Annotated in this window: 14 protein-coding genes; 4 read left to right on the top strand and 10 right to left on the bottom strand. The window is 65.1% G+C overall.

Annotated features, from left to right (window positions below; translation table 11 throughout):
• Positions 1-2: 2 nt before the first annotated feature.
• A complete protein-coding gene (locus CH268_RS02180) occupies positions 3-869 on the bottom strand; it encodes an FAD binding domain-containing protein (protein WP_094662276.1) in 867 nt (288 codons plus the stop codon).
• A 90-nt stretch (positions 870-959) separates the two neighbouring features.
• Here CH268_RS02180 and CH268_RS02175 point away from each other — a divergent pair, with 90 nt between their 5' ends.
• Both CH268_RS02175 and CH268_RS02170 read left to right on the top strand, forming a co-directional pair.
• Positions 960-2,525: a PucR family transcriptional regulator gene (locus CH268_RS02175; protein ID WP_094662274.1), complete on the top strand. Its 1,566-nt coding sequence runs from the start codon at positions 960-962 to the stop codon at positions 2,523-2,525.
• 39 nt (positions 2,526-2,564) lie between these two features.
• Positions 2,565-2,861, top strand: coding sequence for a putative quinol monooxygenase (locus CH268_RS02170; protein WP_032367731.1), 297 nt, complete (start codon positions 2,565-2,567; stop codon positions 2,859-2,861).
• Here CH268_RS02170 and CH268_RS02165 read toward each other — a convergent pair.
• From CH268_RS02165 to CH268_RS02150, 4 genes are read right to left on the bottom strand one after another with little or no spacing between them, the layout of a single operon-like run.
• Positions 2,839-4,659, bottom strand: coding sequence for a bifunctional diguanylate cyclase/phosphodiesterase (locus CH268_RS02165; RefSeq protein WP_255182272.1), 1,821 nt, complete (start codon positions 4,657-4,659; stop codon positions 2,839-2,841). The genes CH268_RS02170 and CH268_RS02165 overlap by 23 nt on opposite strands.
• A gap of 55 nt (positions 4,660-4,714) precedes the next feature.
• On the bottom strand, positions 4,715-7,084 hold the full coding sequence (locus CH268_RS02160; protein ID WP_094644083.1) for a lysylphosphatidylglycerol synthase transmembrane domain-containing protein: 2,370 nt from the start codon (positions 7,082-7,084) through the stop codon (positions 4,715-4,717).
• A gap of 9 nt (positions 7,085-7,093) precedes the next feature.
• Positions 7,094-7,681: a GNAT family N-acetyltransferase gene (locus CH268_RS02155; RefSeq protein WP_032367733.1), complete on the bottom strand. Its 588-nt coding sequence runs from the start codon at positions 7,679-7,681 to the stop codon at positions 7,094-7,096.
• Entirely contained in the window at positions 7,650-8,933 is a 1,284-nt protein-coding gene (locus CH268_RS02150; protein ID WP_094662272.1) for an MFS transporter, read from the bottom strand. The genes CH268_RS02155 and CH268_RS02150 overlap by 32 nt, the downstream gene beginning before the upstream one ends.
• Positions 8,934-9,020: 87 nt before the next feature.
• Here CH268_RS02150 and CH268_RS02145 point away from each other — a divergent pair, with 87 nt between their 5' ends.
• Entirely contained in the window at positions 9,021-9,335 is a 315-nt protein-coding gene (locus tag CH268_RS02145) for an ArsR/SmtB family transcription factor (protein ID WP_027495157.1), read from the top strand.
• 34 nt (positions 9,336-9,369) lie between these two features.
• Positions 9,370-10,539 carry a macrolide family glycosyltransferase gene (locus tag CH268_RS02140; protein WP_094662445.1) on the top strand — a complete coding sequence of 390 codons (1,170 nt, stop codon included), beginning with the start codon at positions 9,370-9,372 and terminating at the stop codon, positions 10,537-10,539.
• Here the strand turns inward: CH268_RS02140 and CH268_RS02135 are convergent.
• The 5 genes from CH268_RS02135 to CH268_RS02115 are packed head-to-tail and all read right to left on the bottom strand — an operon-like array spanning position 10,532 to position 13,431.
• Positions 10,532-10,990 (bottom strand): hypothetical protein, encoded by a 459-nt coding sequence (locus tag CH268_RS02135; protein ID WP_032373489.1) that lies wholly within the window; start codon positions 10,988-10,990, stop codon positions 10,532-10,534. The two genes, CH268_RS02140 and CH268_RS02135, sit on opposite strands and share 8 nt — an antisense overlap.
• Positions 10,991-11,009: 19 nt before the next feature.
• Complete coding sequence (locus tag CH268_RS02130; protein ID WP_048318840.1) at positions 11,010-11,333, bottom strand: hypothetical protein; 324 nt, start codon at positions 11,331-11,333, stop codon at positions 11,010-11,012.
• Between the two features lie 57 nt (positions 11,334-11,390).
• On the bottom strand, positions 11,391-12,134 hold the full coding sequence (locus CH268_RS02125) for an AIM24 family protein (RefSeq protein ID WP_032367735.1): 744 nt from the start codon (positions 12,132-12,134) through the stop codon (positions 11,391-11,393).
• 9 nt (positions 12,135-12,143) lie between these two features.
• Complete coding sequence (locus tag CH268_RS02120) at positions 12,144-12,821, bottom strand: AIM24 family protein (protein ID WP_094662270.1); 678 nt, start codon at positions 12,819-12,821, stop codon at positions 12,144-12,146.
• A gap of 1 nt (position 12,822) precedes the next feature.
• On the bottom strand, positions 12,823-13,431 hold the full coding sequence (locus tag CH268_RS02115) for an AIM24 family protein (RefSeq protein WP_027495163.1): 609 nt from the start codon (positions 13,429-13,431) through the stop codon (positions 12,823-12,825).
• Positions 13,432-13,456 lie beyond the last annotated feature (25 nt).

Genomic DNA, 13,456 nt, shown 5'->3' with positions numbered 1-13,456 from the left:
GTTCAGGCCACCTTCCGTGCGGCTGTCAGGTCTCGCCATGCCCAGCCCAGCGTTCGCCGGGCCATCACGGACAGGGCGTGCTTGCGGTAATCGGCAGTGCCACGTACGTCGTCGATGGGACTTGCTGCCGCACTGACCAACCGACCGAACCCCTCCGATACCCGAGGATCGAGGGCACCGTCCCACTCGAGTTCGGCCGCGAGGTAGTTCTCGGCATCGTAAGCCCGCCGCGGCGTCGGCGCAGCGGAGCCGAGACCGGTGCCGACGCGGCCGTCCTGTGGAAACAGTGCGATGGAGAACGAGCACACGGCGATGACCATCGCGTTACGGGTGCCGATCTTCGAGAAGTATTGCGGCCCAGCAGCCGGCGCAACGTGAAAGGCTCGGATCAACTCGTCCGGCTCGCACGAATTGCGCTTGACGCCGACGTAGAACTCGGTGGCAGGGATCATCCGCACCCCGCGCTCGGCCGATTCCACTTCCACAGTCGCGCCTGCAGCGAGCAGGGGCGCGTGCAGATCGCCTGCCGGTGACGCGCCCCCGAGATTGCCGCCGACGGTGCCACGATTGCGGATCTGCGGAGATCCGACGGTGCGCGACGCCTGCGCTATCCCGGGAAGGCGATCGCCGAGCTCGGCAATGATGCGGACGTACGGCACGCCTGCCCCGACGCGCAGGGTGCCGTCGGCGAGCTCTTCCCATTCGGTGAGTTCGGTGATCGGGTTCAGGTCGAGCAATCCGCCCGGCCGGTGCAGGTCGAAGTTCATCTCGACCATGACGTCGGTGCCGCCCTGAATAGGGACGACGTCGACGTCGTCGGCTTTGGCGGCCAACGCGTCGCTCCAGGTCTGTGGTCGTAGAAATTCCATCGTGCTGCTCTCCGCTCACGTGTCTTTCGGTCGTGTTCACCCAGTACAGCCGCCGGAGGTGCTGCGAACGAGGGACAGGAACGACGAAGTATGACGACGATCACAGTGCTACTTTTGGAGGATCCTACGAAGAGCGAGGTCGATGTCACCGTGCGGTTGCGTGATCTGGCCGATTTGCCCGACCTGATGCTCCAGCCGATCGTCACACCGGATCATTTCGACCCGACGATCCGGTGGGTCGTCACCACCGACATGCTCGATCCGAGTCGGTACCTCAACGGCGGAGAACTGGTGCTGACCGGGTTGATGTGGCGGACCGGGCCCGCGGATTCGCAGACCTTCGTCCGGGCGGTCTCCAAGGCGGGCGTGTCGGCACTGGCGGCCTCCGACGGCGGTGTCGTTCCCGACGACTTGGTCGCCGCATGCCGCGAGCACGGACTGCCGCTGTTCCGGGTCCCGGCCGACATCGCGTTCGCGACGGTCACCGAGAGCGTCGTCCGGCAGCTGTCCACGGCACGAGCATCCGATCTGAGCCTCGTGCTGGATCGGCATCGTCGCCTGGTGGCGAGCGCCGGGCCAGGTGGAGGCCTCGGTCCGCTGCTGGACATGGTGAGTTCGGATCTGGGCATGAAGTGCTGGGTCGTCACGTCGTCGGGACGCGTCCTCGCCGGATCGGACGGCCCACCCGACACCGAGGCGCTCGCGCAGGAGTTCATGACCGCCGCTCGGCTACCGAAATTCAGCCGAGAGCATCGTGTGTCGATCTTTCCGGTCGACGGGGAGGCGTCACCTCGGGTGGTGGACTGGTTCGTCGCCTTCGAAAGTGATTGGCAGACATGGGATGCGCCGAGGATCTCGCTGGCCGGGCAGCTGGCGGCGATCGTCGCGGTCGAACGCAGCCGGGCCGATGACCGTCGCACCGGTTCGGCCATCCTGGCGCAGGAGTTCGTCAAATCGATCGTCGGTGGCGCGTTGCCCACCGACATCGTGGCGCAGATGGGCATCATCGGTCTCGACGTCGAAACTCGGTATGCGGCAATCGCTGCCGCAACATCGGGAGAGACGGTTCGGCTGGGTGAGCTGCGACCGCTGCTCGGCGAAATCGTGGCTCCGCTCGACATCACCGTCGCCACTGTCGACGGTGAGGCGATCGCGCTGATCGACGCCGCAGCCGACCGGACCGAAGCGGTCAGGTCGGCGGTCCGTGCTCTGATGCCAGGGTTGGCCGGAAGCGGCATCTCGATCGGTGTCAGTGCTCCCGCCGCGCCCGGTGATCTGCGGAGCGCGATCGAAGAGGCACGCTACGGCCGCCGCCTCGCCGAGCGTCGGGGCGGCGACTGCGCCGTCGTCGGGCACGACGAACTCGCCACGTTGACAATACTTCTCGCCAACGTCCCCGACGACGTTCGACGCATGTTCACGGCTCGCCTGCTCGCCCCGCTCACCGAGTACGACGCCCAACACCACACCGATCTCATCGCCACGCTGTCGATGTATCTCGACACCAATGGTGCGTGGACACGGTGCGCCGAGCACCTGCACATGCACGTCAACTCGGTCCGATACAGAATCGCGCGCATCGAGGAACTCACCGGACGGGACCTGTCGCGCCTCGAGGACCGGATCGAGTTCTATCTGGCACTGCGATTGAGATGAGTCTGCGACGCGTTCGCGGAGCGGGTCTAGGGTGACGGTATGGCTCTCATTGCACTGTTGGATCTGACGTTCAAGCCCGAATCCCTTGCCGAAGCACGGGCGCTGCTGCGGACCGTTCTCGCGGACACCCGCGCGTTCGAGGGGTGCCTCGGTGTCGAGGTGTGGGTCGACGAAGAGAACGAAGCGCACGTCGTCGCGCACGAGACGTGGGAGTCGGCGGAGGCCGACGCGAAGTACCGCGAGTTCCGCGCCGGACCGGGCAAGATCGTCGAATTGCCGCCGCTGCTCGCCGCAGCACCGTCGTTGACGAAATTCACCGTCGATTCCTCGGTGTAGCGGGTTCGTCGATCCGGCCACCGGCCACGGTGGCCGGTTGTGGTCGACCGGTGAGGAACCCCTGCACCATGTCGGCACCGAGATCGGCCGCCACCCGTAATTCCGCGTCGGTCTCGACACCCTCCATGATCACGCCGGCACCGATCTGTCGGGCGAAGTCGATGATCGCCGTGGCCGCGGCGCGACGGAACGAGTCCCGGTCGATTCCGTGCACGAGTGCGTAATCGATTTTGAGGGTGTCGGGCCTGAGCTCGACGATGTGGCGCATACCGGCGAATCCGGCTCCGACGTCATCGATGGAGATTTGAACCCCCGCGTCGCGCAGATTCTCGATGGCGCGGGTCACCGCACGGTAGTCGTCGACGCGTTCGTGCTCGGTGATCTCGAGGTGGAAGGTTCGGGTTGCCAGATGCGGACGCAACCGGTCGAGTAGGTCGGTCGTGCGGATGGTGTCGGCCGACGCATTGAGCGACACGAACGGCCCCGGTGGCAGCAGGTGAACATCCGCCAGTGCCTGTTCCAGCGCTGCGCGTTCGAGCCGTGGACCGACGCCGGCCTCGGCTGCGTCGCGGTACCACGACAGGGGCGATCCGTGGCCGAACGGGAACCGCGACAGTGCCTCGTAGCCGACGGTCGAACCGGTGACCGTGTCGCAGATGGGCTGGAAGAAAATGTCGGGACCGCCGGATTCGATGAGCGCATCGATTCTGTGCCTGGCCTGTTCGCGGGCATCCGCTGCGGACAGGCCCGTCTCCGGAAACTTTCCCGAGGTCCGTGCTTTGAAGCGATACATCTCGATGTCGGCGAGAGCGATCAACCGTCGTACCAGTACGTGTAGGCCGGTGTCGGCGGGTGGCGTCTCCACGGCCGAGCCCACACTGGTGGTGAACGGCGGGCCGTCGAACGATTCCTCCAGCGATGCGCGAATCCTGTTGTCCGATTCGGCGATCGACTCTCTGGTTCCAACGCTGACGACCACGAACTCGTCGCCGCCGAGTCGTGCGACCGCGGACTTGTCCCCCACCGCATAGGACAGGCGACGGGCGACCTCGACGAGCACGGCGTCACCGGAGGGATGGCCGAACTTGTCGTTGATGTGCTTGAACCGGTCGATGTCGAGGACGGTCACTCCGACCGCTTGCTGTGCGCGATCCTCTGCTGGGGACAGGCGCAACGAGTCGACGGTATCGAGCAGCCCACGTCGGTTCCACAGGCCGGTCAACGGATCTCGTAATGCTCTCGCCGCGCTCGTTCGCAGCTGACCGATGTACGACTTGATCATGAAGGGTGCGGCGTAGAGGGATCCGATGGTGACCATTCGAGAAGTGGTGGACCATGGATCGGCGCCCTCCGAGACAGCCAGAGCGGCGAGGCCCGCAAGGGTGAGTGCGCCGATTGCCAAGTGAATCAACATGACACGGTGCGAGCTCGCGACGACGATGAACGCTGCGACGATCGAGAACATCGCACAGCCCGGCATCGCGTCGAAGTGGGTTTGGAAGGCGAACAGAACGGTCACGATACCGACGTCGGCGTAGAGGATGTAGACGATCGCCATTCTCGGGGATGCCCACGGCCGGAGGTACCAGGCAATCGCCACCGGCACCGTGGTGACGGACGCCAGGAGCACGGCGATCGACATGGGGTTGGAGAACTGACCGGCGGGGACCATCAGGGCCCCGGCGAGGCCGAATGTGAGCGTCATTCCGCTGATGAACAGCCGCACCCAGCGTTCCTCCGCGGTGGGTGCGAAGTCTCCCGGTTCGGAAATGGTGACGCCCTCCGTAGAACCAGCCACTAACCTGCGTGAACGCTAGCACCCACACCTGGTCCCGTAGTGGGGATACAGCCGTTCAGACCATGTCGTGCTTGGTGAGCCAGCGCAACGTCGGCCAGCCGAGAAACACCGGTAACCAGCAGGTCAGTACGCGGTAGAGCAGCACGGACGGGACTGCGATGGAGGCAGGGAGACCGAACGCGGCAAGCCCACCGATGAGGGCTGCTTCCACGGCCCCCACACCGCCCGGCGTCGGGGCGGCCGAGGCCAATGTGCCACCGATCATCGTCACCACTGTCACCGTCACGAACGTCGTTCCGCCGCCGAACGCCTCGACACTCGCCCACAGGGCGAGCGCAGCACCCAAAGTGGTTGCGGCGCAACCCAGGATGATGATCGAGAACCGTTTCGGGTCGCGGGCGAGTTCGCCGAGCTCGGTGAGCACTTCGGCAACCTGGGGCCGGACGGCCACTTTCAGCCACAGTCGCAGCTTGGGCACGAACATGAAGGTCCCGACGACTCCGAATGCGACGCCGGCGATGAGGTACAGCACGGTGTTGCCCGGCACCATGTTGGACAGCCCCGACGACGTTCCGGCGACGACGCTGAAGAAGATCAACAGGCTGACATGGGTGATCACCTGAACCGACTGTTGCAGTGCCACAGCGGCCGTCGCGCGGACGGTACCCAATCCACCCTTTTGCAGAAAGCGAACGCTCAGGGCCAGGCCGCCGACACCCGCAGGTGTCGTGGTCGCGGCAAAAGTATTCGCTACCTGCATGATCGTCAGATTCCTGAAGCTGACCTTGCCGAATGCGCAGGCCCACAATGCGGCACCCGCACCGATGTAGGTCAGTGCGGAAACGGCCAGACCGAGAAGTGCCCACCACCAGTCGACCGAGCCCAATTCGACGACGAACGCGGGAACTGCACTGATGAACGGGTACGCGACGTAGACCAATCCGATCAGCAACACGAGCGAGATGATCTGGTTGCGGCTGAATCGAGTGACCTGCTCGGCCTCGATCCTCGCGGCACCGGTCTGTTCGAGCACTTCGAGCCGGACGGACTTCATCGTCTTTCCGGCATCGGCAACCGACTGACGCACCCGAAGGGGGATGGCGGACTTGGTCAATCGACCGGACGCCGCGATCACGACGTCGATTCCCAGTACCTCGACGGCCGTGGCCACGGCGCGATGGGAGCCGAAAAGGTCTGCGGTGGTGAGTAACAGCTGTGCGACGTCGGATTGCATCTGGGCGTCCGACGCGCCGAGTTCTGCGTGCCCGAACCCACAGAACAGTGCGGCACCGTCGTGGAGCCGCAGTTCACCCCGATGCAGGTCACCGTGCGAGATCTGGTTCTCGTGCAACGTGTTCAGAGCCGACCAGAGAGCTCTGAGCGCGGCATCGTCGAGCTCGGCCTCGATGGGATCGCCGATGGGCTGGCTGTGCGCGTACAACGTCCAGCCGCGGTCGAGTGCTGCTACCGCCAACGGGTCGCTGCCTGCGGCGTTCATACTCTTGATGGCCAGGCCCATCAATGCGCGATGCTCGACGGCACGGCGCATGGACGCGTGCAACGGCGCTGTCTCGCTGCCGCGGCGGGTGATCCATCGCCAGAACTGGCGCAGCGCACCACCACTGCGTTGGTTCTGCCCGTAGAGCTCGACCACCACATCGGCGTCCGGGGTGTGTGCGTTCAACACCAACGGGCCCGGGCCCGCAGGGCGCACGACGGTGAAGCTGCGGACGTCGACGCCCCGGCTGCGGAACAGGCGCACGGCCGCGTCGAGTGGAACCTCCAGTGCCGGAGTGCCGACCAGCAGCACGATGATCGCACCGACGAGCCAACCGACGGCCAGCCCGAGCAGCGAACGGGCCGGGACCACCGTGGACACCACCAGGTGTATCGGTACGAAGGCGAGCAGCAGTGCCCACCATGCTCGACGCCACCGCGCGGGCAGGCCCGGGCCCGACACCGTGAGTGCCGCGGCGAGCATGGCGATCCAGCGCGAATCGTCGAGGAATTGTGACAGGAACGTGTCGAGTCGCTCGGGCACGTCCAGGTCCCACGTCGGAGTCGAGATTCCGGTACCGGTGATGGACAGAGCCAGCGCGGCGATCAGAGCTGCTGCCGCATACCCGGCCAACAGTTTCCATTTGCGTCCGGCGATCAGCCCGATCAACACTCCGAACGGGAGGGCGAGGATCGCGACGCCGTACACGATGTAGACGGCGTTGGACTGATCGGGGCTGAGCACGCCGACGATGTTGGACACCGATTGTTCGAGTGCGTCCCACTGATTTCGGGTGATGAGCGAGCCGGCGATGACCAAGCTCAAGAACACCGAGGCGGCAACGACCCGAATGATGTCACTGGTTCTTCTCACCAGCGGCTGCAGCAGGTTTCCCGCTACGGGAACGTCCCGCCCATCCACGCGCATGGGCTCAACTTACCGTGCGGTACGTCGACGGAGTTCGTTGCGCACGGCGGGCCATTCGGATTCGATGATCGAGAACACGACGGTGTCGCGCAGTGAACCGTCGGCCATGCGTTGGTGATTGCGCAGAATGCCGTCCTGCTTGGCTCCGAGTTTCGCGATGGCCGTCCGCGATTGGAGGTTCATCCAGTGGGTGCGGAATTCCACCGCGATACAACCGAGTTCCTCGAAAGCGTGCGTCAGCAACAGCAGTTTGCTCGACGCGTTGGTACCGGTTCCGTGGGCGGAGCGCGCATTCCAGGTGTACCCGATCTCGACGCGACGGTTGTTCGCATCGACGTTGCAGAAGGTCGTCGCGCCGAGAATCTGCCCGGTATCGTTGCGCCGCAAAGTGAATGGAAGCATGGTTCCCGCGTCGAGCAGTCCCAGCCGGCGATCGATCTCTGCGGCCATGTCTTCCGGTTTCGGAACGCTCGTGTACCAGAGATTCCAGAGCTCGCCGTCGCGGGCGGCATCGCACAGCCCCTCGAGGTGATCGCGGCTCAGCGGCTCGAGGGTCACGAGGTCGTCAGTGAGGGTCACCGGTTGCAGAAAGGACATTGGCCGACGATACGTCCCGGCGTGGTGTTCGCAACAGCGAGAAGATCACCGCCGCGGTCACGACGAGAGCTACGACGACGATCGACACGACCTCGGTGTAGGCGTGTGCGTAGGCGTCGGCAAACCCGGGGCGTCCGGCTGCCGCGGCGTCGGCGTCGGCTCGGTCGGGTAGCTCGCCGCGGACCAGGACGGTCAGCAACCAGGCATATCCGGCCACCATGAGTGCCTCGCTGCCGATGCGAAACAGGTTCAGCACGCCCGCCGCGGTACCGCTGCTGTGCGGCGGCACCGCAGCCAGTGCCTCGCCGTCCACCAAGCCGATCGGGAGTCCGAATCCGAGCCCCAACGCGATCATCGGGACCACGACGGCACCGAGCGGGACACCCGGTTGCAGCGCCAACATGCCCAGATTGCCGAGTACGAGGCAGCCGAGGCTGACCAGCACGACGCGAGTGGGGGTGACGGCGTCGAACATGCGGCTCAGGCGGGCAACGGTCAGCGGAGCGAGCAGAACGGGGATGGTCATGGCCAGCATGAACACTCCGGCAAGCCCCGGCGTCAGCGACGCGACAGCGCTCAGCGCAGCGGGCAGATACGTGAGCAGCGTGACGAATCCGATGGCGCCGGCCACCGGAACGAGGCACAGGGCCAGGAATCTGCGGTTGCGCAGCAGCGAGAAATCGAGCAGGCGCTGCGCCGTCGATTCGGTTCGCAGAACCGGCAGAGCGACAGTTCCGATGGCCGCCGCAGCCAGGACGGCCGCCTGTGCGGCGAACACGCCTCGCCACTCGAACGCCGCGACGAGCAGCCCGGAGATGGTGGGCCCGAGTGCCAGACCGAGACCGTTCACGGTGCCGAACAGTGCGAACGCCGTTGCTCGGGCCGCGCCGTGGAAGTGAAGCGAGAGAATGGAAGTGGAGCCCACCAGAACCGCTGCGGCTCCGATGCCCGCGAACACCCGCGCGACATCGAGTAGGTACAACGACGGCGCGACGGCGCTGACCGCACTCGCGACGGCCGTCAGCACCACCCCGATGCGGAACGACGTGCGGTGACCGATTCGATCCGACACCGCGCCCCAGACGACGGTGAACAGCGCGAACGCGATGTTGAAGCCGTTGACGACCCACTGCAGAGGCGTCGGATCGGTGCCGAGGTCGCCGGCGATGACCGGGAGGGCGAGTGCAGTACCCGAGATGGACATCGGTACGACGAATTGAGCCGCGAGTACGACCGGTAGCACTGCTTTCATGTGTCCCCCTGAACCGTAGGTACGATGGTTGTCGTACTAGACCAGGTTTTAAGGTACGGCGCAAGTCGTACCTTGTAGGAGGAGCGCATGGCGGACAAGGACGGGCATCCCGAGCCCGAGGAAATGCAACTGGGTGCGGTGATGTCCGCGTTGGCCGATCCGTTGCGTCGCCAGGTGGTCACCGAACTCGTCGGCGACGACGACGGAGCCGAGCGGACGTGTATGTCGTTCGAGCTCGGTGTCACCAAATCGACTCTGACGCACCATTTTCGAGTGCTACGCGAGGCAGGCCTGGTGTTTCAGGTCGATCGCGGAAACAGTCGCAAAGTGACGCTGCGTCGCCACGAGCTCGAAGAGCGATTCCCCGGTCTGCTCGATCTGATCGCCAACGAAAACCGGTAGCCCCGCGCCCTCTTCGCGTCCTACGGTGAGCGGCATGCACTTCGCGATGATCGGCACGACGGCACCGAGTCACATCTACCCCTCGCTCGCCGTCGTCGCCGAATTGGTCCGACGCGGGCATCGCGTCACCTATGCCGTCGGCGAGTCGTTGCGGCACCTGGTCGAACCCGCTGGAGTGGAGGTGGTGGCGTTCCCCTCGATACTTCCCGACGGGGAGGGCTCCTGGCCGGACGACCCGGCGTCGGCGATGCAGGTGTTCCTCGACGAAGCGATCGCGTCCTTTCCCGCGCTCACCGCGTTCTACGACGACGATCAGCCGGATGTGATCCTCTACGACATCGGCGGCCTGACCGCCCCGATTCTCGGCGTCCGGTACGGCGTGACGGCCGTGCAGCTCTCCCCCACGTATGTCGCCTGGGACGGCTACGTCGAGGATCTCGGTGACGGGATGACCTCTATCCGCGAGTCGACAACCGGCGTTGCGTATCGCGATACCTATGCGACCTGGTTGCGAGAGAACGACATCGACGCAGACCCGTGGGACTGGATCACGTACCCGGAGCACTGCCTGTCGTTGATCCCGAAAGTGATGCAGCCGAACGCCGATCGAGTCCCCAGCTCGGTGCAGTTCGTCGGCCCATGTCTCGATCCGGCGCGACTGCACGACCGATCGTGGTCCGCGCCCGAGGGGCCCGTTCTCTACGTATCGTTCGGCACCGGGTACAACGAACGCCCCGACTTCTACCGGCTGTGCATCGAGACGTTCGCGAACACGGACTGGCACGTGGTGATCTCCATCGGCCGACGCGTCGACCCCGCCGTACTTGGGGAACTGCCCGCGAATGTCGAAGTCCACGAACACGTTCCGCAGCTCGCGGTGCTCGACGCCGCCACCGTGTTCGTCACCCACGCCGGAATGGGTGGGTGCACCGAAGCCCTGTGGTTCGGCGTACCGACAGTTGCCCTACCGCAGGCGGTCGACCAATTCGGCAATGCGGCGATGCTCGCCGAACTCGACGTGGGAGTGCACGTCGACTTCGACGGGGTGACGGCGACAGGACTGCGCGACGCCGTCGAACAGGCCCGGGGACTCGCGCCGCGCGCACGTGAGATCAGCGCAGAGGTGCGCGCGCACGGCGGCGTCGACCAGGCCGCGAATGCGATCGAGGCATTCGGTGTCGATGCCGGCGGCGCGGCTACGTAGCCAGCGTCGCCAACTCCTCGAACGTCTCGGCGTACGTGTCGCGGACCTGATCCCAGGAAGCCGTCATGTCCACACTCTCCGGACCGGCGATCGGCAGCGCATAGCCGTACTGCGAGCGCGGCACTGGGCTACCGGGCAGAACGAGTACCTGCGTGAACGCTGCAGAGTCAGGATTGAACGTCAGAGTGTGCGAGGCGACGTTGCGGCCCCAATCCTCCGACGGCCACGACAGGAAGATCACGTGCCGAGGGCTCTCGGCGGGATCGGTGTACGAGACGTAGCTGCCGTAATGATCTTCCCCCGGAGACATGATCTTGTACGCGCCGTTGTCGGTGTAGATCAACAACGCCTCGGCGAACGGCTTCTGATCGAACAGTGCGGTGTACCTCAGCGCCTGAACGAACACGGGTCGGCCCAACGGAATCGAGATTGCATCCTGCTGTGTAGTCACGAGAATCAAAGGTACCGATTCAGGCCTCCAGAACGCTGACGCTCACGCCGTAGGGCAGGAAACGAACCCGTCGACGCGGGTCGGTGTTGTCCTTGTGTGCACGGAGAGCATCGAGTTCGGTGGCGTAGAGCTGATCGACCTGCGCCGAGCCGGCATCGTCGACGCTGTAGATCGCCCAGACGCCATCACCTTTCTGGCCTGTGGTTTCCGGCTCCGGCGGGGCTTTGGGTGCTCCCGTGTTGGCGAACAGTGAGCCGACCACCTCGCGCAGGCCCTCGGTTGCTTCACGCGCGAACTTGTCGAAGTCGTCGGATCCGAATCCGAAGGGTCCCTGGTTGGCCATGGCGCTACCTCCTGAGTGAAACTCCAGTATGCGCGCTTTCTCCGATTGGACGAGAAGCTACTGCTGCAGTCGGGCCCCGATGGTGTTGTGCAGAGCCCGCAGTGAGTTCTGGCCGAGCGAGACCGTCTGCGATTCGATGTGCCGCAACAGATGGGTGTCGTTCAGAACCTTCTCGCTCGACTGGATCAGCACCGTGCCCGCGCCGGTGAAATCGAACTGACGCTCTTCCCCACTGTTGGCCCCGAGGAATCCGCGTGCTGCGCCGAGGAAGTTCTGCATCCAGGCGGCATCGAAGTGATGCGACGGCGACGGGCAATCCGCCCAACCGACAAGCGCTTCCGGGTCGATGCGTAGTGGCGGCTCGGCGAACATGACCGTGCCGTTGGACGAGGCGAGGAACTTGCCGGTACCGAGCAGGGTCAGGAAGCCGGGCACGATGGACTGCTTGAGGTCCAGAGTCGGCTCGAAGGCCAGCAGATTCGCGGCTCGGATCGTCAGGTTGCCGTCGTCGAGGTCGTAGCTGTTGATGTTGAACCCGCGATCGCCGAGGATCAGCTTGCCCTGCCCCTGCGCCAGCACCCAGTCGTTCGAGTACAGCGGCGACGAGAACCGCGCCGCCACGATGGCGGGCATGGACGTCTGCCCGAGCGGTTCGAAGCGAACATTGCCGTAGTACGCGATCATCGCGCCCTTCGACGTGAACCACGGCTGGCCTGCGAGTTCGACGCAGAACGCGTAATCGTTGCCGGGGACGTTGTCGTTGACCGGCAGGGTGTACGGGGTGTGAATCTCCAAACTCATTGCCGCTCCCTAGAACTTCTGCTCGGACGCCTGCACCCACACGGTGCCCATGCCGGTCATCTTCAACTGAATCGCCTCGCCGCTGCCCTTGCCGACGGCGTCACGCCAACCGACGTTGGCGGAGATGTCGACGTTGATGTTGCCGATGTGGCATACGTACGCCTGCGGATCGACCACGACCATGGGGTTGTTGGGCCCGACCTGCAGCGGAGTCGCGCCGCCATGCGACAGGACCGCGACGCTGCCCTGGCCGGTCAGTTGTGTCGTGAACAGACCCTGCCCGGTCATGGCACCGCGCACTGCTCCGCGAACCCCGCCCTGAGAGGTGAGCGCAACGATGGAACTCTGCAGGTAGCCGTCGTGCACCAGGAGTCGGTCGGCTTCCACGGTGAGCATGGACGAGCCGTCGAGATGGATCACTTCGACGTACAGCCCGGCGTGGCCGTAGAAGACCTCGCCCTGACCCTCGGCGGCCATCATCGCCACGTGCTCGCCTGCCATCATGCGGCCGGCCATCCCCGCGACGCCGCTCATGCCGGGCATGGCACCCGCGCCGCCGCCCATGGAATGCGGGACGAACCGGACGTCGCCGGTGTAGTAGAGCATCGATCCGCGACGAGCGAGCACACTCTGATTCGGTGCCAGACCGGATTTGACGACTTTGCTGTTGACGAGTTCGAGCGGCACGTCAGCGCTCCTCGGGTTGGATGTAGACGACGCCCTGGCCGTCGAAGCGGAGTGAGAACGCCTCGCCGCTGCCGCCGCCGATGGCGGAGCGCCACGTGACGTCGGTGACGAAGCTCTGGTTGAGCTGTCCGCGATGGGCGACGAAGGCGTCGGGGTCGACGACGAGCGGATACTGCGGATCGACGGCGAGCGCGATGATCGGCCCACCCTTCGACAGCAGCGCCACCGTCCCGGAGCCGCTGACGACTGTGGTGAACAGTCCCTGCCCCGATGTCGCACCACGAAGGCCGGAGAACTTCACGTCCGTCTTCAATTGACCTGTGAGAGCAAGCAATTGAGACGATTCGACGTGCAGGTTGTCGCCTTGCACCTCGACCAGAGTGATGTCCTGGGCGTCGACCGCGAAGTACACGGTGCCTTTGCCGGACACGTCCATCAGCGACAACGACTCGCCGGTCACCTTCTGTTTGAGCGCGGCGCGGAAACCGCCGCCACCGCCCATGCCTGCGCTCTTGAAGGCGACATCGCCTTCGTAGGCAACCATCGAACCCGACATCGCGCGCAGAGAGTCACCGGTCAGGTCTGCGACCAAGACACGGTGCCCGTTCATCCTCAGCTGAGCCACGGGGGAACTA

The organism is Rhodococcus sp. 06-1460-1B, from assembly GCF_002258475.1.
GTDB lineage: Bacteria > Actinomycetota > Actinomycetes > Mycobacteriales > Mycobacteriaceae > Rhodococcoides > Rhodococcoides fascians.
Note: the sequence above shows the minus strand (reverse complement) of the source record. Positions and strands in the feature narration are given on the sequence as shown.